Here is a 20951-nt window from a genome sequence, read left to right as displayed (position 1 = left end):
GAATGCAATGTCGCGCACACTGCGCCCCATCGTGTCCCGCACTGGGGCGTGTGGCACGCAAAGGCTCACAAGGCATTCCGCATATGAAAACCATTGTTCTCGGCGCCGGCATCATCGGCATCAGCACGGCCTGGCACCTGCTGGAACGCGGTCACGAAGTCATCGTGATCGACCGCCAGCCCGATGCGGCGCTCGAAACCAGCTTTGCCAACGCGGCGCAGATCTCGGTGAGCTACTGCGAGCCCTGGGCCAACCGCGAGGCGCCGCTCAAGGCGCTCAAGTGGATGTTCGACAAGGAGGCGCCGCTGCTGTTTCGCCCGCAGATGGACTGGCAGCAATGGCGCTGGGGCCTGCAGTTCCTCGCGCAGTGCAACGACGCGGCGTTCGAGCGCAATGTGGCCCAGATCGTGGCGCTGGGCGCCTACAGCCATGCGGCGCTGAAGGACCTGGTGAGCACCACCGGAATTGAATACAACCGGCTCGAACGCGGCATTGCCCACTTCTACACCGACCAGAAGTCGTTCGACGCCGCAGGCCACGCCGTGGAGCTGATGCGCAAGCATGGCGTGCAGCGCCGCCTGGTGAGCCGCGACGAGCTGCTCAAGATCGAGCCCGCCTTCAAGGCCTACGGCGACAAGATCACTGGCGGCACCTACACCAGCACCGACGAAAGCGGCGATGCGCGTGTCTTCACGCAAGAGCTGGCGCGCCGCTGCGCGGCACGGGGCGCGCAGTTCCTGTACGGCCACGATGTGCTGCGCCTGAACAAGATCGGCAATGCTATTGATTCTGTAGCTGTCATGGCACACCAGCCGGGCGGTGGAGGCAAAAAAGACTTTATATTGAAGGCCGATGCCGTCGTGGTGGCCTGCGGTTCCTACAGCGCGCCGCTGCTGCGCAGCGTGGGCGTGGATCTGCCCATCTACCCCGGCAAGGGCTACAGCGCGACCTTCCCGCTGCTCAAGCCCGAGGGCGCGCCCATGGTCTCCACCATCGACGACGGCAAGAAGATCGCCATGAGCCGCCTGGGCAACTTCCTGCGCGTGGCGGGCACCATCGAGCTCAACGGCTGGGACCTGACACTCGACAGCTCCCTGGCCCGCGCCCGCTGCCACATGCTCTCGCGCCGCATCGAAGCCATCCTGCCCGGCGTGTGCGACACCCGCACCCCCGAGGAAGGCGGCAACCCCCAGTACTGGACCGGCCTGCGCCCGGCCACGCCCACCAACATCCCGTTCATCGGCCGCACGCGCGTGGGCAAGCTATGGGTGAACGCAGGCCATGGCACGCTGGGCTGGACGCACGGTGCAGGCTCGGGCAAGGCGCTGGCCGAGCTGATCAGCGGCCAGGTGCCAGCAATGAACTTCGGGTTCTGCGGCATGGAACAGGGCCATCGCACCTTGACGGCCAAGGCGGCCTGATCGGCGAACACGCTGCGCCATGGGCGCACGGTTTCACTCCGGTGGCAGGGTGGCCCCCGTCAGCCAGCCACCGGCGCCCTGCACCGGAGGCACCCCCGCCAGCATCACCACCAACGTGGCCGCCAGCAACACCCCCACCACCAGGGCCGCCGCCAGAACCGGGGCGCGCAGCCTGGGGGGCAGGTTCCAGTAAAGCGCACAGCCCACATGGGTGCACAGCGCCAGCACCGCCAGAAAGTAGTACGGCCCGAAGAACCACTGCCAGGGTGGCCGGTGCATGCCCGCCGCCGCAAACTGCAGGTTGGTATCCACCCCATACAGGCGCGCCACCAGCACCGCCGTCACATGGATCAGCAGGAACAGTGACAGATAGCCCCCCGACACCGCCTGTGCCCACGCCACGGCACCTCGGCACTGGCGCCAGCCACGCCACAGCAAGGTGAGGCCGCTGACCGCCTGGAACAGCACGCCCGCCAGCAGCAACCCCTCGACCACGGGCTGCCGGTAGACACTGCGCAGCACCTCCAGCACCCCCTGGTGCGCGGCCACCCCCGCCAGGCCCGCCAAATGCCCGAGCACATGCGCCACCAGGAACAGGGCCAGCGCCAGGGCACTGCCCCGGTGCAGGGTGCGCAGGGCCGGGCGCTGGCGCCACACCCAGGTGCCGGCAAGTCCCAGGGCAGTGGCGCCCAAGGCGAGTTGGCTGGTGTCGTTCATGGCGGGGTTCTCCAGGTGGTGGGTTGGGTGGTTGGATGGCGGCAGAATAGGTCGGTCCGGCTTGGCCGGCTACTCGCTTTGCGCTCAGATTTGCCCATGTCAAAAGCCGTTTCACCCCCCAGACGCACCCCCCGGCAGGAACGCTCTCAGTTCACGGTGGATGCCATCTTTGAAGCCGTGGCCCGCATCGTGGCCACGCAGGGCGAGGGCGCCCTGACCACCAACCGCATTGCCGAACTGGCAGGTGTGTCCGTGGGCTCGCTCTACCAGTACTTTCCGAGCAAGGAGGCCATCCTGGTGGCCATGCTGGACCAGCACTGCGACCGCGTGATGCTGGAGCTGGATGCGCTGCTGGCCCAGGCGCGCACCGAGGGCTGGCCCCCCGAGCAGCAGGTGCGCCGCTATGTGCGCCACTACCTGCAGGCGTTTGGCGGCGGACCGCAGGAGCTGCGGGCTCTCGCCCGCCTGTCGTGGAAGCAGGACTACCGCGCGACCATGCTGGTGTCGGTGCGGGGCAGCAGCGAACGCATCGCCCTGCACCTGCAGCGCATGGCCGACGAGCACCATCTGCAAGCGCCGTCGGCCGCGCAGCTGTTCGTGCTCACGCGCGCCTTCATGGGGGCGGTGCGGGCCGCGTCGCTGGAGCAGTCGCCGCTGCTGGACAGCGCAGAGTTTGAGGATGCACTGGTCGCGCTGTGCCTGGCGTACCTTCAGCCCGTGCAGGCCAGCGCTACGATGGCGCCATGACCACACCCACCGCTGCTCACTACCTGTTCCTCACCACTTCCACCCGCGAACCGGGCCATGTCGGCAACACCGAATGGCTGGCCCGGCAAGCCGCCGCCGCACTGCCAGCGAGTACCCCACAAACCTGGCACCACCTGGCCCGCATGGACCTGCCGCCTTTTGTGGACCAGCGCCACACCTCCGGCACCTACGCGCCGCCCGAGGGCGACATGAAAACCCTGCTCGGCGCCACCCTGGCGGCCACACACATCGTTTTTGTGGCCCCGGTCTACTGGTACAGCATCCCCTCGCCGCTCAAGACCTACCTGGACCACTGGAGCGCCTGGATGCGCGTGCCCGGCCTGGCCTTCAAGGAACCCATGGGCGCGAAGACGCTGGCACTGATCACCACCAGCGGCGACCGCACCAAGGCCCAGCCCATGATCGACTCGGTGGCGCTGTGCGCGCAGTTTCTGTCGATGACCTGGGGCGGCGCACTGTGGGGCAAGGGCGGGCCACCGGGAGCGGTGCAGAATGATGCGCAGGCCGTGGCGGCGGCCAGCCGCTTTCTGACGGCGCCTGCCGCAGCCTGATCGCGTCAGCGATCGAGCGACCAGTGCTGGGCCAGGATGCCCAGCCATTCATGCAGCGCCAGGCTGCTGTCGGCCAGCGCAGAGGCCCGGGGCAGCAGCCGGTACAGCTTGCGCGCCTGACCGCCCTTGAAGCCCATGGGAGCTGGCAGCACCTGCAGCCCGGCGCGCTCAAAGTCGCGCGTTGCGCGCACCATATGCCAGGCATGGGTCACCAGTGCAATGCGCTCGATACCCGCCGCCTTGAGCTGCACGGCCGATTTTTCGGCGTTGCTGCGGGTGTCGAGCGATTCCACCTCGGTCCAGCGCACCCGGCCCTTGAACTCGCGCTCCACCACGTCCTTCATCACCAGCGCCTCGGCGCGCATGCCCCCCGTCGAGCCCCCCGTGGCCAGGATGGGCAGCCCCGTCTGCTGCTGCAGGTAGACGGCGTAGCGCACCCGCTCGCGGGCGCCCCGGCTGAGCACGTCCACCCCGTACTCAGGGGCCACGGTGTCGGCCCCGCCGCCCAGCACCACAATGGCCTGGACCTGCGCCTGAGGCAGCTGTTTGGGCGCCACGGCGGGGTGGCGCTCCAGGCTGCGCACCAGCGCATCGGCCACGGGCGGCCACGACAGCGCCAGCACAGACAACAGCGACAGCACCACCACGGCCATGCCCGTGCGGCGGTGGTAACGCGCGAGCCACAGGCCCACAAACGCGAGCAGGATGCTGAACACCGGCGGCATCAGCAGTGCAGACAGGATTTTCTTGAGGGCAAACAGCATAGGGGTCACATCCGAGGCGGCGATCATGCCAGCACGCAGCGGCCGGTCCCTGCCCGGGCGGCAGCCACCCGCTGGTCAGTGCAGCCAGCGGCGCCGGGCCAGAAAGTCCAGCAGCGCAGCGTCAAACCCCTCGGGGTCCTCCAGCTGCGGCCAGTGCCCGACATGGGGCAGCCGCAGCGTTGCCGCATCGGGCAGCACCTGGGCCAGGGCTTCCAGGGCCACCGGCGGCGTGCAGCGGTCCAGGTCGCCACCGACCAGCAGGGCGGGCATGGTCAGCTGCGCCAGGGCGGCGGCGCCCCGGTCGAACGTGGGCAGGGCCGCCAGCGCGCGCCGGTAGGCCCCCGGGTAGACCTGGGCCAGCGCGTGGCTGGCCAGCCGCACGCCTTCGGGCAACGCGCCGGTGCCGATGAACTGGGGCACCAATGTCTGCGCCAGCTGCTCCATGCTGCCACCGGCGTCCAGCGCCTCCAGGGCACGCAGGCGGGGCGCCACCCAGTCCTCCACCGCCTGTGCATCCAGCGCGGGCCCGCCCGCACACAGCACCAGGCGGCGCACCTTGGACGGGTCGCGCACGGCCGCCTCCAGCGCCACCATGGCGCCCATGCCATGGCCCACCAGCGCCACGGGGCCGCCCTGCAGCGCGTCGATCAAGGCCAGGCAGCTCTGCGCCAGTGCCTTGAAGGTGTAGGGCTCCACGGGGGCGCTGCGGCCATAGCCGGGCATGTCCCAGGCCACGGCACGGTACCCGGCGGTGGCCAGGGTCTCGACCTGGGGGGCGAATGTGAGGTGGTCGCCGTCGGCGTCGTGCAGCATGAGCACGGTGGGGCCCGAGCCCAGGGTGGTGAAGGTAGGAAGGACGGCCATGCAGTGGAACCAGTAAACCCCGCAACAGCGCGGTGGTGGGAGCCGCCTGATAATAGTTGTTCCCTTCCATTGCCCCATTGCTGCCCCTGCGGGCGCCGCCCTTCGTGAACCCCTCGCCCCCCCGCCCCGCCCTCGCCCTGCCTCCGAGCTTTTCCACGCGCGAGTTCCGCAATGCGCTGGGCATGTTTGCCACGGGCGTGACCATCGTCACCGCCCGCAACGCGGCGGGTGAGCTGGTGGGGCTCACGGCCAGCTCGTTCAATTCGGTGTCGCTGGAGCCCCCGCTGGTACTGTGGAGCCTGTCGCACGGCGCCAGCTCCATGCCCGCCTTTGCCGATGGCTCGCACTACGCCATCCATGTGCTGGCCGCAGACCAACGAACGCTGGCCGAGCGGTTTGCCACACGCGGCATCGACCGCTGGGCCGGGCTGGAGCACCGCCCCGGCATCAGCGGCGCCCCGCTGCTGGCCGGTGCCGCCGCCACCTTCGAGTGCTTCAACCGCAGCCAGTACAAGGAGGGCGACCACACCATCTTCGTGGGCGAGGTGGAGCGCTGCGAGCACCGCGCAGGCGCATCGCCGCTGCTGTACCACGGCGGCAAGTTCTACACCGAGCACCCGCTGTGACCACCGCCCCCGTGGTGGTGCGCCACGTGAACATCGGCACAGCCCGGCGCCTGAAGATGGGCGAGCGTTCCATCCTCAGCGCCATCGGCAAAGCGCCCGCCACCGGCCCCGTGGCCGTGGGCCCGCTGGGCCTGGCAGGGGACGAGCAGGCCGACCTGAGCGTGCACGGCGGCCTGTCCAAGGCGGTGTACGCCTACCCTGCCGCGCACTACGCGTTCTGGCAGGCCCAGCGCCGCGAGCGTGGGGTGAGTCTGTTTGACGAGGCACTGCCGCCGGGTTTCGTGGGCGAGAACCTCACCATCGACGGCCCGCTGGAGCACGATGTGTTTGTGGGCGACGAGTGGCATTTCCCCGATTGCGTGCTGCGCGTGACGGCCCCACGCGAGCCCTGTTTCAAGTTCACAACCATCATGGGCTTTGCCCAGGCAGGCCGTGCCATGGCGGTGGCGGGCTGCTGTGGCTACTACCTGGCGGTGGAGCGGCCCGGCACCATCGCCGCCGGACAGACCGGGACCGTGGTGCCCGGGCAGCGCGGGCTGAACATCGCCCAGGCGTTTGCGGGCAAGTTCGCCAAACACGCGCGCTGACAACAGCGGTTCCGCAGGCTCAGGCGTCGCTGTGACAGCAGACGCAGAGCTTGTTGCCCTCCGGGTCGCGAAAGTACGCCCCGTAATAGTTCGCGTGGTACTCGGGCCGCAGGCCGGGCGGGCCTTCGCAGCGGCCGCCATGCTGCAGGGCCAGCGCGTGCACGGCGTCCACCGTGGCACGGTCAGCAGCCAGCAGCGCGTTCATGGCGCCGTTGCCCGGCGCGGCGGGCTGGCCGTCAAAGGGCCGGCCGACAAGGAACAGTGGGCGGGCCACCCCGGGGGTCTGCCATCCGGCCCAGGGGCGATCGGACTCGGCAAAACGCAGCACCAGCCCGAGGCGCTCCAGCACGGGGCTGTAGAACGCCATCGCCCGGTCAAAGTCGTTCACGCCGATGAACACATGGGACAGCATGGCAGGGCCTTTCGCACGGCACTTGACACGCCGCGCTTCAACGCACCGTGTCCGGCAGCTCGATCTTGACTTCGAGCACTTCGAGGTTGTCCTGGCGCTCCAGGTGCACCTTGAGGTCGTCGGGGTTGATCTTCACGTACTTCGAGATCACAGCCACCAGTTCGCGCTGCAGCGCGGGCAGGTAGTCGGGCTCGGAGGCATTGCGGCCGTTGCGCTCGTGCGCCAGGATGATCTGCAGGCGCTCCTTGGCCACACTGGCCGTCTTTTTCTTTTCGCCGAGCAGGAAGGAGAGGAAAGAAGCCATGGCTTATTTGCTCCCGAACAGGCGTTTGAAGAAACCGGGCTTTTCCGCCTCGATAAAGCGCAGAGGCTTGTCGGTGGCGCCCAGAAAGCGGTCGATCACATCCTTGTAGGCCTCGCTCACATCGCTGCCTTGCGAATGGATCGCGGGCGTGCCCTGGTTGGACGACTGCAGCACCACTTCCGATTCCGGGATCACGCCGATCAGCTTGATGCGCAGGATGTCCTGGATGTCCTCCAGGCTCAGCATCTGGCCGTCTTCCACGCGGCTGGGGTTGTAGCGTGTGATGAGCAGGTGTTCCTTGATGGGCTCGCCGCCTTCGATGGCGCGTTTGGTCTTGCTGCCCAGCATGCCCAGGATGCGGTCGGAGTCGCGCACGCTGGACACCTCGGGGTTGGTCACCAGCAGCGCCTCGTCGGCAAAGTGCATGGCCATGAGCGCGCCGCTCTCGATGCCGGCGGGCGAGTCGCACACGATGTACTCAAAACCCATCTCGGCCAGGTCCTTGAGGATCTTCTCCACGCCGTCTTGCGTCAGCGCATCCTTGTCGCGCGTCTGGCTGGCGGCCAGCACGAACAGGTTGTCGCACTGCTTGTCCTTGATGAGGGCCTGGTTCAGGTTGGCCTCGCCCTGGATCACATTGATCAGGTCATACACCACGCGGCGTTCGCAGCCCATGATGAGGTCCAGGTTGCGCAGGCCGACGTCAAAGTCGATCACGGCAGTCTTGTGGCCGCGCAGGGCGAGGCCGGAGGCGAAGCTGGCGCTGGTGGTGGTCTTGCCCACGCCACCCTTGCCGGAGGTCACGACGACGATTTTGGCCATGTGTTGCTGATTCTCTGTGGGGTTGGTACGAATGAAATGGGGGCTCAGGCGAGCGGCTCGATCAGGAGCTTCTCGCCTTCCAGGCGCACCTGGGCCGGCTTTCCGCGCACCTCGGCGGGCAGCTCGGTCTCGGTGGTGCGGTAGATACCTGCGATGGAAACCAGTTGCGGCTCCAGGCAGGTCGAAAAGATACGGGCTTCGGTGTTGCCCCGCGCACCGGCAATCGCGCGGCCACGCAGCGGGGCATAGACGTGGATGTTGCCGTCGGCAATCACCTCGGCGCCAAAACTCACCACGGCCATCACCACCAGATCGGCGCCGCGCGCATACACCTGCTGGCCAGAACGCAAGGGCTTGTCCACCACCACCGTGCCGGGGCCGGGCATGGGCACTTCGCGTACCACCTCGACCTCGCGGATCACCTCACGCACCACTTCCTGTACCGGCGCTGGCGCCTCGGCACGGGCGGGGGGCGCGTCGGGCGCTGCGGCCAGGCCTGCAGTGCGTGCCGCCTCCATCTGGGCGGGGCTGCCGCCACGCACGGCCACGGGCAGGGTGCTGTGACGGCGCAGCTCGGCCACGATGGCGACAAAGTCGATCGGCGCTTCGGCCTCGCGCACAGGTGCCAGGTCAATCAGTACCGGGTCGTTGTCGAAAAAGCCCGGGGCATCGGCCACGCGCTCGGCCAGATCGGCCGCAAACTGCGCGGCGTCGGTGGTCTTGAGCAACACGGCCACCACGGGCAGCGAGGCGCTCTTGAGGTCAAAGCTGGTGCGGGCCTGGGCCGCCGTCGTAAGGGCCATGAATGAAGGGCGTGGAAAGGGGCGCGGGAAGCTGTTTCAGAAGGCGCAAAGTGTACCGTGGGCCCGTGTAAGTGCCTGTTCCGGCGCTATGGGTGCGCAAAAGCAGGGTTGCAACCGGCCGCGCCACACAGGCGACCACTCGGGCGCAGCACCCCTTTGATAATCCCCCGATGCCTTCCGCCCGCAAAACCCACCTCGACGCCCTCGCCATCTCCCTGCTGCTCGCCTGCTGCATGTTCTGGGGCTTCCAGCAGGTGCTGGTCAAGGCCACGGTGGCCGAGGTGGCTCCGGTGTTCCAGGCCTTTGTGCGCTTTGCGCTGGCCACGGTGGCCGTGGCCGCCTGGTGCCTGTGGCGGGGTGTGCGGCTGTCGGCCGCGGCAGAGCCCGCCGGGGCCGCACGCGCCGGGCTGCTGGCGGGGGCGCTGTTTGCAGGCGAGTTCGCGTGCATCTACCTGGGCTTGCAGTACACCAGTGCGTCGCGGCTCACGGTGTTCTTGTATGCCTCGCCCTTCTGGGTGGCGCTGCTGCTGCCGCGTTTCATCCCCGGCGAGCGCCTGCAGGGCAGGCAATGGCTGGGCCTGGCTGCTGCTTTTGTGGGCGTGGGGCTGGCGCTGGGGGACGGGTTGCTGGGCCCTGCCAATGCCGCCCTGCCCCAGGCCTGGCTGGGCGATCTGCTCGGGCTGGCAGCCGGGCTGATGTGGGCGCTGACCACGGTGGTCATCCGCACCACGCCGCTCGCGCGTGTGGCCCCAGCCAAGCAACTTTTCTATCAAGTGGCGGTGAGCACAGCGGTGCTACCCGTGCTGTCGCTGGGCCTGGGCGAGGCCTGGGTCTGGCAGTTCAGCGCGTTTGCCTGGGGCTCGCTGCTGGCGCAGGCACTGGTGGGGGCGTTTGTGAGCTACCTGGCCTGGATGTGGATGCTGGCGCACTACCCGGCCACCAAGATCTCGGTGTTTGTGTTCCTTACGCCCGTGTTCGCGCTGCTGTTTGGCGCCTGGTGGCTGGGCGAGCCTGTGACGCCCGGGTTGGTGGTGGCCCTGGTGCTGGTGGCGGCGGGCATCGTGCTGGTGAATCGGCGGGCGGCTGCACCTTGAAATATGAAGAAAAAAGGCCGCCTGCGCGCAACTGCATTAAATTTTTAGCTACTAATTTTATAGCAATCAGAGTTTCGGAATACGAATCCGGCTGATCATGAGCGACCCCGACACCGCAAACACCAGCACCAGCGGATGCAGCGTGAAGCCGCCGATCAGCACCTTGCCAAACCACAGGTGCTCGCGCACCGCGCCCATCGCACCCGCCAGCGCCATCAGGCCCACCAGCACGATGGAGGTGGGGATGGGCGTGCCCTCGAAATACTTCACCTTGCCCGTGCCTTCGGACAGCGTTTCGGCGGTGACGTTGTAGCGCGCCAGGCGCGAGACGCCGCAGGCCACGAAGTAGGCCAGCACGATGCGGTCGTACAGCCCCTGCATGCCGCAGCCGTAGGCGATGATGGCCGGGGCGACGCCGAACGAGATCACATCGGCCAACGAGTCCAGCTCGCGGCCCATGGCCGAGCTTTTCTGGCGCCAGCGGGCGATGCGGCCGTCGAGCACGTCGAACACCAGCGCGGCCAGCACCAGGGCGCAAGCGAAGTAGATGTGCACGATGCCGCCGGTCTCCAGGTACGACATCACCGAGAACAGGGCCCCCACGCCGCAAAACGCGTTGCCCAGCGTGAACCAGTCCGCCAGGTGGAATTCACGGATCATCGAAAAACGTTTGGGGGGGTTGGGTGTGTTCATGAAAGGGGCGCTGGGGTGCGCGCAGTGGACATCAGCGGCATTATGGGCGCGCCGCCGGGGTGGGCCGTGCGGCCCTCGCCCACCTTGGCCAGGATGAAATCGATCAGCGTGCGCACCGAGCTGGTCTGGTAGCGGTTGGGCATGTAGAGCAAGAACATCTGCGTACCGAAAACGCTCAGGCGGTAGTCGTCGAGCGCGGTCACCAACTGGCCCCGGTCCACCAGGTCCTGCACCACGTAGTCGGGCATCAGGCCCACGCCCAGGCCCGCCAGCACGGCGTCGCGCAGGAACAGCATGTTCTCGGACAGCAGCGTGGGCCGGGGCAGCACCTCTTCGCGCTGGCCGTTGCGGTAGGCGGCCACGCGCAGCTCGCGGCCGATGAACCCTGCGGAGATGAGGGGCACCGCCCCCAGGTCGCTGAGCTGCCGGGGCAGGCCCTGGGCCTGGGCATAGCCGTTGGAGGCGCAGACCACATAGCGCACGGCCCCCAGCGGGCGGGCCACCAGCGTGGGCGGGGGCTCGGTCATGATGCGGATGGCGATGTCCACGTCCTCGCGCACCAGGTCGCTCACGCGGTTCTCAAACATCACCTCCAGCAGGATGCCGGGGTACAGGCGCTTGAACTCGATCAGCCACCCGGCCATGACCACCTGGCCATAGCCCACGGGCATGCTCAGCCCCACGCGGCCCTGCAGGCTCTTGCCCAGGGTGGCAATGGTCTCTTGTGCGGCCAGGATCTCGTTGACGATGCTGCGGCCATGGTCGTACAGGCGCAGCCCCACCTCGGTGGGCTCCACACGCCGCGTGGTGCGGCGCACCAGCTGCACGCCCACCGACTTTTCGAGCTGGGCGAGGTGATAGCTCACGTTGGCGCGGCTCATCTTGAGCTTGCGTGCCGCCAGGCTGAGGTTGCCTGCGTCCAGGATCTCCACCAGCAGGGTCAGGGCCGAGAGGTCCAGGCGGTCGGCAGCCAGTGGTTTGTCAAAATTTTTCATACAGAGTGTCAATGCTTCATGGGATTGTCAAGAAATCCTGTCGCCACAACAATGGCTGTTCTGCTCCCCCTGATGCGTCCATGGCCACGACCCCTGCTCAGCAACTGCTCCCGCCTCTCCACCCCCCGTTCACCCGGTCCGCCCCCATCCGCAGCCTGCAGGACGTGCAGCGGCTCGAAGCCCGGCCCTTGGCCGAGGCACTGCCGGTGCAGAGCACCTACGAGATTTTTGTGAACGCGGCGGCGGCGTTTGGCGACAAGACGGCACTCACCTTTCTGCCCACGGCCGACCCTGCCGCCGAACCCATCCGCTGGTCGTATGCGCAGCTGCTCACCGGCATCCACCAAACGGCCAACCTGCTGCACCACCTGGGCGTGGGGCCGCAGGATGCCGTGGCCGTGCTGCTGCCCGGCTGCCTGGAATACCACCTGGCCCTGTGGGGCGGCGAGGCGGCGGGCATCGTGCAGCCGCTCAACCCCATGCTCACCGACGAGAAAATCGCGGCCATGATGACCCTGGCGGGTGCCAGGGTGCTGATTGCCTATGGCGCCGAAGGTGATGTGGGCTACTGGAGCAAGGCGCTGCGCCTGCGCGCCCTGGTGCCCACACTCACCACCGTGCTGCGTGTGGCCCCCCACACGGAAGCCCCCGGCGCGGCAGGCCCGCTGCCTGCCGGTGTGGTGGACCTGGCCGAACGCCACCAGCACCCTGGCGACCACCTGGTGAGCGGCCGCCGCATCGCGGCCACAGACATCGCCGCGTACTTCCACACCGGTGGTACCACCGGCGCGCCCAAGCTCGCGCGCCACAGCCACGGCGCGCAGGTGTTCACGGCCTGGGGCAGCGTGCAGATGCAGGGCATCACGCCGCAGGACGTGGGCATCAACGGCTACCCGCTGTTCCATGTGGCGGGCGTGTTGCCGGGCTCGCTGGCGGCACTGTCGGCGGGGGTGGAGACCATCATCCCCACCACCGGCCTGTTCCGCAACCGCGAGGTGATTGCCAACTACTGGCGGCTGGTGGAGCGCTACCGCTGCACCTACCTGTCTGCCGTGCCCACGGTGCTGGCGGCGCTGGCCAATGTGCCGCTGAACGGCGCCGACATTTCCACGCTGCGCTACTGCCGCACGGGCGCAGCCATCCTGGCGCCCGAGCTGGCGGCGCGGTTTGAGCGGCTGTTTGGCCTGCACATCCACGAAAGCCTGGGCATGACGGAGATGGCGGGCATCTCCACCATCACCCCGCCCGGCGTCAACGCGCCCGCAGGCTGCGTGGGCTGGCGGCTGCCGTACACCCAGCTGCGCGTGGTGGCGCTGGATGCACACGGCAATGCGTCCGACCAGGACCTGCCACCCGGCCAGCCGGGCATGGTGCTGTTCCAGTCGCCCAACCTGTTCTCGGGTTTTCTGGACGCGGCTGACACGGCCAAGGCGTTCACGCCCGACGGCTGGCTGGCCACGGGCGACCTGGGCTTTGTGGACGAGCAGGGCCGCCTGCACCTGAGCGGCCGCTCCAAAGACCTCATCATCCGCAGCGGCCACAACATCGACCCCAAGGTGATCGAGGACGCGCTGGGCGCCCACCCCGCCGTGCAGCTTGCTGCCGCCGTGGGTGCGCCCGACGCCTATGCGGGCGAGCTGCCCGTGGTCTACGCCACGCTGGTGCCCGGTGCACAGGCCGTGACCGAGGCCGAACTGCTGACCTTCACCGCCGAACGTGTGGACGAGGCCGTGGCCCGCCCGCGCTGGGTGCAGGTGCTGGAGACCATGCCCGTGACCAACGTGGGCAAGATCTACAAGCCCGAACTGCGCCAGCGCGCCGCCTGCCATACGGTGCAGGCGCTGGTGGATGGCGTGTGTGCCGCCGAAGCCCCAGGCCAGCCCCGCCCCGAGGTGCAGACCGAAGGCGACAACGCGGTGCGCGTGACCGTTCCCCCCGGTGTGCAGGCAGACGCCCTGGCCGCCCGCCTGCGCGAGGTGCTTGCGCCCCTGCCCCTGACCGTGCGCATCACCACCGCCCCCGCCGCAGGGAGCCCCCAGACCGCATAAGCCCATGGCGTGACAGCCAGGCACCGGCCCGCCACCATGCATGCGGAGCCCGCTGAGTACGTTTCTATAACCATGACAGGAGACAAACCGATGCCCTTCCACCCCCTGATGTCCCGCCGCACCTGGCTCGGCGCCGCTGCACTGGCCGCTGCCTTCACCGGCACGTCGGCCTTTGCGCAGGCCTACCCCAACAAGCCCATCAAGATCGTGGTGCCCTTTGCCGCTGGTGGCGCCACCGACGTGCTGGCGCGCGTGCTGGCCGAAAAGATGGCCGTGGGCCTGGGCCAGCCCATGGTCATCGACAACAAGCCCGGCGCGGCCGGCATCATCGGCACCGACGCGGTGGCCAAGGCCGCGCCCGACGGCTACACCCTGCTGCTGGGCCTGAGCAACTCCATGCTCACCAACCAGTTCCTGTACACCAAGCTGCCCTACAGTCCCGAGAAGGACATTGCGCCCATCTACCAGATCGCGATTGCGCCGCTGGTGCTGGTGGCCCACCCCAGCGTGCCCGTATCCACCGGCCCCGAGCTGCTGAAGTACGTGGCCGCGAACAAGGGCAAGGTGGCCTATGGCTCGTACGGCACGGGCGCCTATCCGCACCTGGCCGGGGCGTACATGAGCCTCACGCAGAACGCCGACATGAGCCACGTGGCCTACCGGGGTGAGGCGCCCATGGTGCAGGACCTGCTGGGCGGCCAGATCCAGATCGCGTTTGCCAGCGCGCTGCAGGCCAAGCCCCACATCGAGGCGGGCAAGCTCAAGGCCATTGGCGTGAGCGGCGAGCGCCGCATGGGCACGCTGCCCAACGTGCCCAGCCTCGCCGAACAGGGCCTGAACGACGAGGCCTACCGCGTGGCGGGCTGGCTGGCGTTTGGCGCGCCCGCTGGCACGCCACCCGCCATCCTGGAACGCATTGCGGACGAGGTGCGCAAGGCCACGCAGCTGCCCGACGTGGCGCAGCGCATTGCGGCCATGGGCTTTGATGTGCAGAGCAGCTCGCCCGCGCTGTTTGCCGCAGCGATTGCCAAGGAGCGGCCGGTGTGGGAGCGCTTGATCAAGGCGTCGGGGGCGAAGCTGGATTGACGGACGGTTGACAGACCGAGGGGCGGGGCAGCCGTCTACCGCCCCGCTCGGTCATGGCGCTCCTGAATACTCCCTCTCCCCTCGCGGGAGAAGGCCGGGGAGAGGGGGTGGTGAGGCACGGCGCCTTGGCACAGGCCCCCTCTCCCCCACCCTCTCCCACGGGGGGAGAGGGAGTCACACCGCAGCGCCGCTGGTGCTCAAGTGGTTTGGGCCTGTACCAGCAGTGTGGCCATGCAAAAATTCAAGCAGAAATGGCCGCTACCGCACGTCCAGCATGCCTTGATAGCTATGCATTTTGTAGCTTTTCAGCCCGCTCGGCCGCAAACGCCACATACCAGTCCAGGCACCCCGGATTCGCCATCGCGTCCTTGTTGACCACCTTCTCGATCGGCTGGCCCAGCAGCAGCTTCTTGATGGGCAGCTCCTGCTTCTTGCCGCTCAAGGTGCGCGGCACCTCGGCCACGGCAAAGATGTCGTCGGGCACAAAACGCGGGCTTAAAGCGGTGCGCACGGCACCGTTGATGCGCACGCGCAGGGCATCGTCCAGCGCGTAGCCCGGGCGCAGCACCACAAACAGCGGCATGTAGCTCTCGCGGCCCAGGTACTCCAGGTCCACCACGAGGCTGTCGAGCACTTCGGGCAGCGCCTCCACCGCGCTGTAGATCTCGCTGGTGCCCATGCGCAGGCCATGGCGGTTGATAGTCGCGTCGCTGCGGCCGTAGATGACGCAGCCGCCATTGGCGCCGATCTTGAGCCAGTCGCCATGGCGCCAGACCGCGCCCATGCTGGCGGGGCCGTCGCCACCGCCGGGCTGGCGGCCGTGACCTGCGGGGTACATGTCGAAGTAGCTCGACAGGTAGCGGCTGCCATCCTTGTCGCCCCACAGGTAGAGCGGCATCGACGGAATCGGCTGCGCGCAGACCAGCTCACCCACCGCGTCCTGCACGGGGCGGCCTTCCGCATCCCACGACTCCACTGCAGCGCCCAGCATGCGGCATTGCATCTCGCCGGGCACCTGCGGCATCTCTCGGTTGCCGCCGATGAAGGCGCCGCAGAAGTCGGTGCCGCCCGAGATGTTGTTCCACCAGATGTCGTGCGTGCCCAGCGCCTCGAACTGCGCCGTGCCCCATTCCTGCACCTCGGGCGACAGCGGCGAGCCGGTGGTGCCCAGCGCGCGGATGCGCGTCAGGTCGCCATAGTCGGCCAGCGTGATGCCCGCCTTCATGCAGTTGGCAAAAAACGCCGCGCCCGCGCCGAAGAAGGTCACCCCCGTCTCGGCCGCAAAGCGCCACAGCACGCCCCAGTCCGGGTGCTCCTTGCTCCCGCCGGGGTTGCCGTCGTAGATCACGCAGGTGGTGCCCGACAGCAGGCCGCTGAGCTGCGCGTTCCACATCACCCAACCGGTGGAGCTGTACCAGTGGTAGCGCTCGCCAAAGCTGTTGGGCTCGTAGCTGCAGCCGATGTCGTTGTGCAGCACCTTGAGCTGCAACGCCACCAGCACCGTGCCGCCGTGGCCATGCACGATGGGTTTGGGCAGGCCGGTGGTGCCGCTGGAATAGACGATCCACAGCGGGTGGTCAAACGGCAGCCACATCGGCTCGAAGGCCGCAGTTTCAGCGTCATTTCGGGCCGTTGCGCGCGTCCAGCTTGCCCAACCAGCTATCGAAACAGAAGCATCCAGATTGCCCAGCAGCACCGCGTGCTGCACGCTGGGCAATGCCGCTCGCAGCTCGGCCAGCACAGCGGTTCGGTCGTGGTCGCGCCCCCCGTAGCTCACGCCGTCCACGCCAATCAGCACCTTGGGTTCGATCTGGCGGAAGCGGTCGAGCACCGCATGCGTGCCCATGTCGGGCGCGCAGATGCTCCACACACCGCCGATGCTCACCGTGGCCAGGAAGGCGATCATGGCCTCGGGCACGTTGGGCAGGTAGGCGGCCACACGGTCGCCGGGCTCAACCCCCTGCGCCTTGAGGTGCAGCGCCAGGGACGCGACCTGGCGGCGCAGCGCGGGCCAGGTCAGCTCGCGGTGGTTGCCCTTTTCATTGCGGCTGATGATGGCCGGCAGGCCCGCAGCGTGCGCCGCATCCACATGCCGCAGCGCCTGGCGCGCGTAGTTGACCTGGGCACCCGGGAACCACTGTGCACCGGGCATGGTGTTCTTGCCCAGAACGGCGGTGTGGGGCGTGGGCGACTCGATCCGGAAGTAGTCCCACACGCTTTGCCAGAACGCATCCAGCTCGGTGGTAGACCAGCGCCACAGCGCGTCGTAGCTGTCGAACTGCAGGCCGTGCTGGTCGCGCAGCCAGTTCTGGTACAGGCGGATCTGGGGGATGTAGGGCGGGGTCGTGTGTATTGTCTCCATGGCGACGCAGCGTACCAGCGGCGCCCGGCAGAGGCCAGCCACACCCGTCGCCCGGTTGACAGCGCGGGGATTGCCTTGTTTCGCACAATCGTGCTAAATTACACCCATGGACGCCAAAACCCAGAAAGCCGAACTCACCCGCGCCGCCATCGTCGGCGCGGCGCTGGACCTGGCTGCGGCCGAGGGGCTGGAGTCGATCACGCTGCAGGCCGTGGCCGACCGCGTGGGCCTGTCCAAGAGCGGCGTGTTCTCGCGTGCCGGCTCGCGCGAGGCGCTGCAGAAGGCAGTGATTGAAGAGTTTGGCCGCCGCTTTCTGGCCGACGTGTTTGTGCCCGCCATGCAGCACCCCAAGGGCCTGCCGCGCCTGCAGGAGATCATGCGCCGCTGGATTGCCCGCACACGCGACGTGGAGGCCTTCACCGGCTGCATCTATACCGCTGGCGCGTTCGAGCTGGACGACCGCGAGGGCGAGCTGCGCGACCTGCTGCATTCCGAAATCACCCGCTGGCGCGCCGCCTTGCGCCGCACGGTGCTGCAGGCCATCGAGGCCGGGCACCTGCCCCCCGACACGCCGCCCGACCAGCTGGTGGCCGAGATGTATTCCCTGATCATGGGCCTGTTGCACGACGTTCGCTTCCTGCGCGATCCGCAGGCGGCGCAGCGCACCGAGGCGTCCTGGGCGCGCCTCGTCAAGAGTTACCTCCCCTCCCCCGCCTGAGACGCGGTGGTGTGCCATGGAGACCTCTTGTTTTTTTATGCCCCAATTTCGCACAACCGTGCGAAGAAAGGAAAAACCATGTTGATCATCCTGGGCATTGCCGCCATTGCGGCCGCAGCGGGCGCCATCCGGGCGCTGCGCAGCACCCTCACCAGCCTCCCGCGCAGCAACCGGGACTGGGTCTTTTTCTGAAGCGGGCGCCGCGCTCGCCCCACTCCATTCCTTCAGGAGCCCCACCATGAACACCTCCCCCTCCACCGCGCTGCAGGCCACGTCCAGCTTCTACGGTGAACACCCCGGCATGCGCCTGCTGCGCCTGGCGCTGGGCACCACCGAGCGCCTGTGGCCCGCGCTGGCCGTGCGCGTGGCCTCGCGCCTCTTTGGCACGCCCCTTCCTTTGCGCAAACCCGGCCGCCCTGCCGTGCCGCCCGGCCACTGGCGCACCGAGCGCCTGGCGTTTGAAGACGCCGAAATCACGCTCTACCTGCCCCAGGCCCAGCCACATGGCCCCACGGTGCTGCTGCTGCACGGCTGGGGCGGCCATGCGCGCCAGATGCTGCCGCTGGCCGATGCCCTGACCGCGCGCGGCCTGCGCCCGGTGCTGGTGGATCTGCCCGCCCACGGCGGCAGCCGGGGCCGCGTGAGCAACCTGCCGCAGTTCGCCCGCGCCATCGAATACACCACCGCCCGCCTGCACGCGCAGGACTCGGCGCCCCACGCCGTGGTGGCCCATTCGCTCGCAGCCAATGCAACAGCGCACGCGGCCAGCCGGGGCCTGGCCACCGGGCGGCTGGTGCTGCTGGCGCCGCCCGCCTCGCCGCACGAGTACACGCGCCTGTTCGCGCAGGTGTTTGGCCTGACCGAGCGCACCCGCGCGGCCATGCAGCGGCGCATCGAGGCGCGCGAAGGCATCCTGATGCGCCAGTTCGAGCCCCCGGCCGTGGGCCCACGCATCGCCCTGCCCACGCTGGTGGTGCACGACCGGGGCGACCGCATCAACCGCTTTGCCGACGGCGAGGCCTACCGCGACCACATCCCCGGCGCCACGCTGCTGGCCACCGAGGGGCTGGGCCACCGCAAGATCCTGCAGCAGGCCGAGGTGCTGCAGGCCGTGGCGGACTTTGTGGCCCTGCCAGCACATGCACAGGCGCCCGCCAACGCAGGCCCTGCACCATCACACCGCCCACAACCCCTGGCTTGACTGCGGTATTGCCGCTGCCGTAGCGCAGCCATTGCCTACACTGGCGCCCTTTTTCCCCGTTTGCGCCAACCCTCTGGCGCCGTCCACGGACGGTGCCGCGCAAACGCCCTGCCTTGCCGCGCCGCTGGCTCCCACGCGCGCATCGGCTCCGGGCCCGGCCTTCTCTTCATCCTTGCGATGCGGCGTTGTGACAAGCCACCCCTGCGGTGGGCCTGCCATCCGCCAGGCCGGCCCGTCTTTCCTTCCGAGATGTGCAGCCACCGCTGCGGTCGGCACCTGCGTACCTGTGCTTCATTCGCGCACGGCGCACAGGTGCCACAGGCGCATTGACCGCCGGGCGTGCCCGGTGGCACGCTGCTGGAGCGCCAATGCGGCATGGCGTGTCTCGCACACCGCTCGCCGCACGCCAGGCAAAGCCCGGCACAAGGCGCCGCGCATCTCCTTGTCGATTCAGCAGAAGAAAGGTGATCCATGGAACTTCTTATCTCGGCGGGGCTGATCCTCGCCATCGTGCTCTGGGGCGTGGCGGCGCCGGACTCGCTCGGCGCCGTGTTCGACACGGCCCTGGCTGCCATCACGCGCAACTTCGGCTGGTTCTACCTGTGGGTGGTGCTGGGCCTGGTGGTGATGGCGCTCATCCTGGCGTTCAGCCGCTACGGCGACCTGAAGCTGGGCCAGGAAGACGACGAGCCCGAGTTCTCCATCGGCGCGTGGTTTGCCATGCTGTTTGCGGCGGGCATGGGCATTGGCCTGGTGTTCTGGGGCGTGGCCGAGCCCATCTCGCACTACGGCACGCCGCCGCCCGGCATCGCGCCACACACGCCCGAGGCCGCCAACGCGGCCATGCGCTACAGCTTCTTCCACTGGGGGCTGCACCCCTGGGCGGTGTACAGCATCGTGGCGCTGGCGATTGCGTTCTTTCAGTTCCGCAAAGGCGGCTCGGCGCTGGTCAGCACCGCCGTGATGGCCCTGCCCTGGGCGCCGCTGCAGCGCATCGGCCCGGTGGTCAATGTGCTCGCGGTGATCGCCACTGCGTTCGGCGTGGCGGCATCGCTGGGCATGGGAGCGCTGCAGATCAACAGCGGCCTGGCCGCCACGATGGGCGTGCCGGTGAATGAAGCCTGGCAGGTCGGCATCATCGGGGTGACCACGGTGCTGTTCCTCGCCTCGGCCGTGTCGGGCGTGGCGCGCGGCATCAAGTGGCTGTCCACCTTCAACCTCATCATCGCGGGGCTGCTGGCGCTGGCGGTGTTCACGCTGGGGCCCTCGGTGGTGATCATCGACACCTTTACCAACACGCTGGGCAGCTACCTGAGCGAGTTTGTGCGCATGAGCCTGCGCATGACGCCCTTCCGCGACAGCGGCTGGGTGAGCGGCTGGACGGTGTTCTACTGGGCCTGGTGGGTGAGCTGGTCGCCGTTTGTGGGCCTGTTCATCGCACGCGTCTCGCGCGGGCGCAGCATCCGCGAGTTCATCCTGGGCACGGTGCTGGCGCCCACGCTGGCGGCGTTTGTGTGGTTCTCGGTGTTTGGCGGCACGGCGCTGCACCTGCAGATCATGCAGGGCGTGCCCATTGCCGATGCGGTCAACGCCGATGTCTCCACCGCGCTGTTCTCGCTGTTCCACGCGCTGCCCTGGGGCGCGCTGATGTCGGGGGTGGCCACGGTGCTGGTGGTGGTGTTCTTCGTCACCTCGGGCGACTCGGCCGTGTTGGTGCTGGGCATGATGAGCACCCGGGGCAACGAGAACCCGTCCGCGCGCGTCAAGGTGGTCTGGGGCCTGCTCATCTCGGGCATTGCCGTGAGCCTGCTGCTGGCCGGGGGCGTGAAGGCGGTGCAGACCGCCACCATCGTGTTCGCCCTGCCCTTCACCGCCGTGATCCTGCTCATGGCGCTGGCGCTGTGGCGCGGCGTGAAGGCCGACTGGGAGGCCGAAGACCGCCGCGACCGCGCACTGCGCCGCCGCCTGCGCGAAATGGCAGGCCCGGCCACGCCACCGCAGCCGCAGCCGTAGCCCGGCGCCATGGGCGCGAGGGGCGGTGCGCATGCGTCTATCATCCGCAGCCACACCCGTCCCAGCGTCCTTCTGTCTCCTCTTGTTGCTTCGCGGCTGATA

General features: G+C 68.4%; 21 protein-coding genes. 11 read left to right on the top strand and 10 right to left on the bottom strand.

Annotated elements, in window-relative coordinates:
* Positions 1-83: 83 nt before the first annotated feature.
* Positions 84-1421 carry a D-amino acid dehydrogenase gene (locus AC07Z7_RS01155; RefSeq protein ID WP_494765046.1) on the top strand — a complete coding sequence of 446 codons (1338 nt, stop codon included), beginning with the start codon at positions 84-86 and terminating at the stop codon, positions 1419-1421.
* 33 nt (positions 1422-1454) lie between these two features.
* Here AC07Z7_RS01155 and AC07Z7_RS01150 read toward each other — a convergent pair whose 3' ends face one another.
* Positions 1455-2138, bottom strand: coding sequence for a hypothetical protein (locus AC07Z7_RS01150; RefSeq protein WP_494765045.1), 684 nt, complete (start codon positions 2136-2138; stop codon positions 1455-1457).
* Between the two features lie 96 nt (positions 2139-2234).
* Here AC07Z7_RS01150 and AC07Z7_RS01145 point away from each other — a divergent pair, with 96 nt between their 5' ends.
* Together AC07Z7_RS01145 and AC07Z7_RS01140 are read left to right on the top strand one after the other, a co-directional pair.
* The gene (locus tag AC07Z7_RS01145; RefSeq protein WP_494765044.1) at positions 2235-2885 is read left to right on the top strand and encodes a TetR/AcrR family transcriptional regulator; all 651 of its coding nucleotides are present in this window, start codon (positions 2235-2237) and stop codon (positions 2883-2885) included.
* A complete protein-coding gene (locus AC07Z7_RS01140) occupies positions 2882-3457 on the top strand; it encodes an NAD(P)H-dependent oxidoreductase (protein WP_494765043.1) in 576 nt (191 codons plus the stop codon). Before AC07Z7_RS01145 ends, AC07Z7_RS01140 begins: the two co-directional genes overlap by 4 nt.
* 5 nt (positions 3458-3462) lie before the next feature.
* Here AC07Z7_RS01140 and AC07Z7_RS01135 read toward each other — a convergent pair whose 3' ends face one another.
* Positions 3463-4248 carry a YdcF family protein gene (locus AC07Z7_RS01135; protein ID WP_494765042.1) on the bottom strand — a complete coding sequence of 262 codons (786 nt, stop codon included), beginning with the start codon at positions 4246-4248 and terminating at the stop codon, positions 3463-3465.
* Between the two features lie 48 nt (positions 4249-4296).
* Positions 4297-5085: an alpha/beta fold hydrolase gene (locus AC07Z7_RS01130; RefSeq protein WP_094290014.1), complete on the bottom strand. Its 789-nt coding sequence runs from the start codon at positions 5083-5085 to the stop codon at positions 4297-4299.
* A 104-nt stretch (positions 5086-5189) separates the two neighbouring features.
* On the opposite strand from AC07Z7_RS01130, the gene AC07Z7_RS01125 reads away from it, so the two are divergent.
* Together AC07Z7_RS01125 and AC07Z7_RS01120 are read left to right on the top strand one after the other, a co-directional pair.
* The gene (locus tag AC07Z7_RS01125; protein ID WP_291469499.1) at positions 5190-5711 is read left to right on the top strand and encodes a flavin reductase family protein; all 522 of its coding nucleotides are present in this window, start codon (positions 5190-5192) and stop codon (positions 5709-5711) included.
* Positions 5708-6298 carry an MOSC domain-containing protein gene (locus AC07Z7_RS01120; RefSeq protein ID WP_494765041.1) on the top strand — a complete coding sequence of 197 codons (591 nt, stop codon included), beginning with the start codon at positions 5708-5710 and terminating at the stop codon, positions 6296-6298. The genes AC07Z7_RS01125 and AC07Z7_RS01120 overlap by 4 nt, the downstream gene beginning before the upstream one ends.
* A 19-nt stretch (positions 6299-6317) precedes the next feature.
* Here the strand turns inward: AC07Z7_RS01120 and AC07Z7_RS01115 are convergent, their stop codons facing one another.
* From AC07Z7_RS01115 to minC, 4 genes are read right to left on the bottom strand one after another with little or no spacing between them, the layout of a single operon-like run.
* Positions 6318-6710, bottom strand: coding sequence for a VOC family protein (locus AC07Z7_RS01115; protein ID WP_094290012.1), 393 nt, complete (start codon positions 6708-6710; stop codon positions 6318-6320).
* Positions 6711-6747: 37 nt separating this feature from the next.
* The gene (gene minE, locus AC07Z7_RS01110) at positions 6748-7014 is read right to left on the bottom strand and encodes a cell division topological specificity factor MinE (protein WP_015011987.1); all 267 of its coding nucleotides are present in this window, start codon (positions 7012-7014) and stop codon (positions 6748-6750) included.
* A 3-nt stretch (positions 7015-7017) separates the two neighbouring features.
* Positions 7018-7836 carry a septum site-determining protein MinD gene (minD, locus tag AC07Z7_RS01105; protein WP_063462148.1) on the bottom strand — a complete coding sequence of 273 codons (819 nt, stop codon included), beginning with the start codon at positions 7834-7836 and terminating at the stop codon, positions 7018-7020.
* Between the two features lie 44 nt (positions 7837-7880).
* Complete coding sequence (gene minC, locus AC07Z7_RS01100; RefSeq protein ID WP_494765040.1) at positions 7881-8639, bottom strand: septum site-determining protein MinC; 759 nt, start codon at positions 8637-8639, stop codon at positions 7881-7883.
* A gap of 170 nt (positions 8640-8809) precedes the next feature.
* Here minC and AC07Z7_RS01095 point away from each other — a divergent pair, with 170 nt between their 5' ends.
* On the top strand, positions 8810-9733 hold the full coding sequence (locus tag AC07Z7_RS01095) for a DMT family transporter (protein WP_494765039.1): 924 nt from the start codon (positions 8810-8812) through the stop codon (positions 9731-9733).
* A gap of 66 nt (positions 9734-9799) precedes the next feature.
* On the opposite strand, the gene pssA is transcribed toward AC07Z7_RS01095, so the two are convergent.
* Both pssA and AC07Z7_RS01085 read right to left on the bottom strand, forming a co-directional pair.
* On the bottom strand, positions 9800-10426 hold the full coding sequence (pssA, locus tag AC07Z7_RS01090) for a CDP-diacylglycerol--serine O-phosphatidyltransferase (RefSeq protein ID WP_252660620.1): 627 nt from the start codon (positions 10424-10426) through the stop codon (positions 9800-9802).
* Complete coding sequence (locus AC07Z7_RS01085) at positions 10423-11385, bottom strand: LysR family transcriptional regulator (RefSeq protein WP_494765069.1); 963 nt, start codon at positions 11383-11385, stop codon at positions 10423-10425. Before AC07Z7_RS01085 ends, pssA begins: the two co-directional genes overlap by 4 nt.
* A gap of 116 nt (positions 11386-11501) precedes the next feature.
* Between AC07Z7_RS01085 and AC07Z7_RS01080 the strand changes: the two genes are divergently transcribed.
* Positions 11502-13469 (top strand): acyl-CoA synthetase, encoded by a 1968-nt coding sequence (locus AC07Z7_RS01080; protein ID WP_494765038.1) that lies wholly within the window; start codon positions 11502-11504, stop codon positions 13467-13469.
* A 90-nt stretch (positions 13470-13559) separates the two neighbouring features.
* Complete coding sequence (locus AC07Z7_RS01075) at positions 13560-14555, top strand: Bug family tripartite tricarboxylate transporter substrate binding protein (protein WP_094290007.1); 996 nt, start codon at positions 13560-13562, stop codon at positions 14553-14555.
* A 286-nt stretch (positions 14556-14841) separates the two neighbouring features.
* Here the strand turns inward: AC07Z7_RS01075 and AC07Z7_RS01070 are convergent, their stop codons facing one another.
* Positions 14842-16917 carry an acetoacetate--CoA ligase gene (locus AC07Z7_RS01070; protein WP_494765037.1) on the bottom strand — a complete coding sequence of 692 codons (2076 nt, stop codon included), beginning with the start codon at positions 16915-16917 and terminating at the stop codon, positions 14842-14844.
* 106 nt (positions 16918-17023) lie between these two features.
* On the opposite strand from AC07Z7_RS01070, the gene AC07Z7_RS01065 reads away from it, so the two are divergent.
* The 3 genes from AC07Z7_RS01065 to AC07Z7_RS01055 all read left to right on the top strand — a co-directional run bounded on the left by AC07Z7_RS01065 (position 17024) and on the right by AC07Z7_RS01055 (position 20849).
* Positions 17024-17635, top strand: a complete 612-nt coding sequence (locus AC07Z7_RS01065; RefSeq protein WP_094290006.1) for a TetR/AcrR family transcriptional regulator — start codon at positions 17024-17026, stop codon at positions 17633-17635.
* A 238-nt stretch (positions 17636-17873) separates the two neighbouring features.
* Positions 17874-18836, top strand: a complete 963-nt coding sequence (locus tag AC07Z7_RS01060) for an alpha/beta fold hydrolase (protein ID WP_494765036.1) — start codon at positions 17874-17876, stop codon at positions 18834-18836.
* 471 nt (positions 18837-19307) lie between these two features.
* Complete coding sequence (locus AC07Z7_RS01055) at positions 19308-20849, top strand: BCCT family transporter (protein ID WP_494765035.1); 1542 nt, start codon at positions 19308-19310, stop codon at positions 20847-20849.
* The last annotated feature ends 102 nt before the right edge of the window (positions 20850-20951 follow it).

The organism is Acidovorax sp. GW101-11A03 (genome assembly GCF_059424825.1).
Note: the sequence above shows the minus strand (reverse complement) of the source record. Positions and strands in the feature narration are given on the sequence as shown.

Excerpts from the sequence above, each read along its gene's own strand:
- AC07Z7_RS01080 (WP_494765038.1), top strand. The coding sequence starts at position 11,502 with ATGGCCACGACCCCTGCTCAGCAACTGCTCCCGCCTCTCCACCCCCCG.
- AC07Z7_RS01155 (WP_494765046.1), top strand. The coding sequence starts at position 84 with ATGAAAACCATTGTTCTCGGCGCCGGCATCATCGGCATCAGCACGGCC.
- minD (WP_063462148.1), bottom strand. The coding sequence starts at position 7,836 with ATGGCCAAAATCGTCGTCGTGACCTCCGGCAAGGGTGGCGTGGGCAAG.
- AC07Z7_RS01115 (WP_094290012.1), bottom strand. The coding sequence starts at position 6,710 with ATGCTGTCCCATGTGTTCATCGGCGTGAACGACTTTGACCGGGCGATG.
- AC07Z7_RS01065 (WP_094290006.1), top strand. The coding sequence starts at position 17,024 with ATGGACGCCAAAACCCAGAAAGCCGAACTCACCCGCGCCGCCATCGTC.
- minC (WP_494765040.1), bottom strand. The coding sequence starts at position 8,639 with ATGGCCCTTACGACGGCGGCCCAGGCCCGCACCAGCTTTGACCTCAAG.
- AC07Z7_RS01055 (WP_494765035.1), top strand. The coding sequence starts at position 19,308 with ATGGAACTTCTTATCTCGGCGGGGCTGATCCTCGCCATCGTGCTCTGG.
- AC07Z7_RS01145 (WP_494765044.1), top strand. The coding sequence starts at position 2,235 with ATGTCAAAAGCCGTTTCACCCCCCAGACGCACCCCCCGGCAGGAACGC.
- AC07Z7_RS01135 (WP_494765042.1), bottom strand. The coding sequence starts at position 4,248 with ATGATCGCCGCCTCGGATGTGACCCCTATGCTGTTTGCCCTCAAGAAA.
- AC07Z7_RS01140 (WP_494765043.1), top strand. The coding sequence starts at position 2,882 with ATGACCACACCCACCGCTGCTCACTACCTGTTCCTCACCACTTCCACC.
- pssA (WP_252660620.1), bottom strand. The coding sequence starts at position 10,426 with ATGAACACACCCAACCCCCCCAAACGTTTTTCGATGATCCGTGAATTC.
- AC07Z7_RS01060 (WP_494765036.1), top strand. The coding sequence starts at position 17,874 with ATGAACACCTCCCCCTCCACCGCGCTGCAGGCCACGTCCAGCTTCTAC.
- AC07Z7_RS01075 (WP_094290007.1), top strand. The coding sequence starts at position 13,560 with ATGCCCTTCCACCCCCTGATGTCCCGCCGCACCTGGCTCGGCGCCGCT.
- minE (WP_015011987.1), bottom strand. The coding sequence starts at position 7,014 with ATGGCTTCTTTCCTCTCCTTCCTGCTCGGCGAAAAGAAAAAGACGGCC.
- AC07Z7_RS01130 (WP_094290014.1), bottom strand. The coding sequence starts at position 5,085 with ATGGCCGTCCTTCCTACCTTCACCACCCTGGGCTCGGGCCCCACCGTG.
- AC07Z7_RS01070 (WP_494765037.1), bottom strand. The coding sequence starts at position 16,917 with ATGGAGACAATACACACGACCCCGCCCTACATCCCCCAGATCCGCCTG.
- AC07Z7_RS01095 (WP_494765039.1), top strand. The coding sequence starts at position 8,810 with ATGCCTTCCGCCCGCAAAACCCACCTCGACGCCCTCGCCATCTCCCTG.
- AC07Z7_RS01150 (WP_494765045.1), bottom strand. The coding sequence starts at position 2,138 with ATGAACGACACCAGCCAACTCGCCTTGGGCGCCACTGCCCTGGGACTT.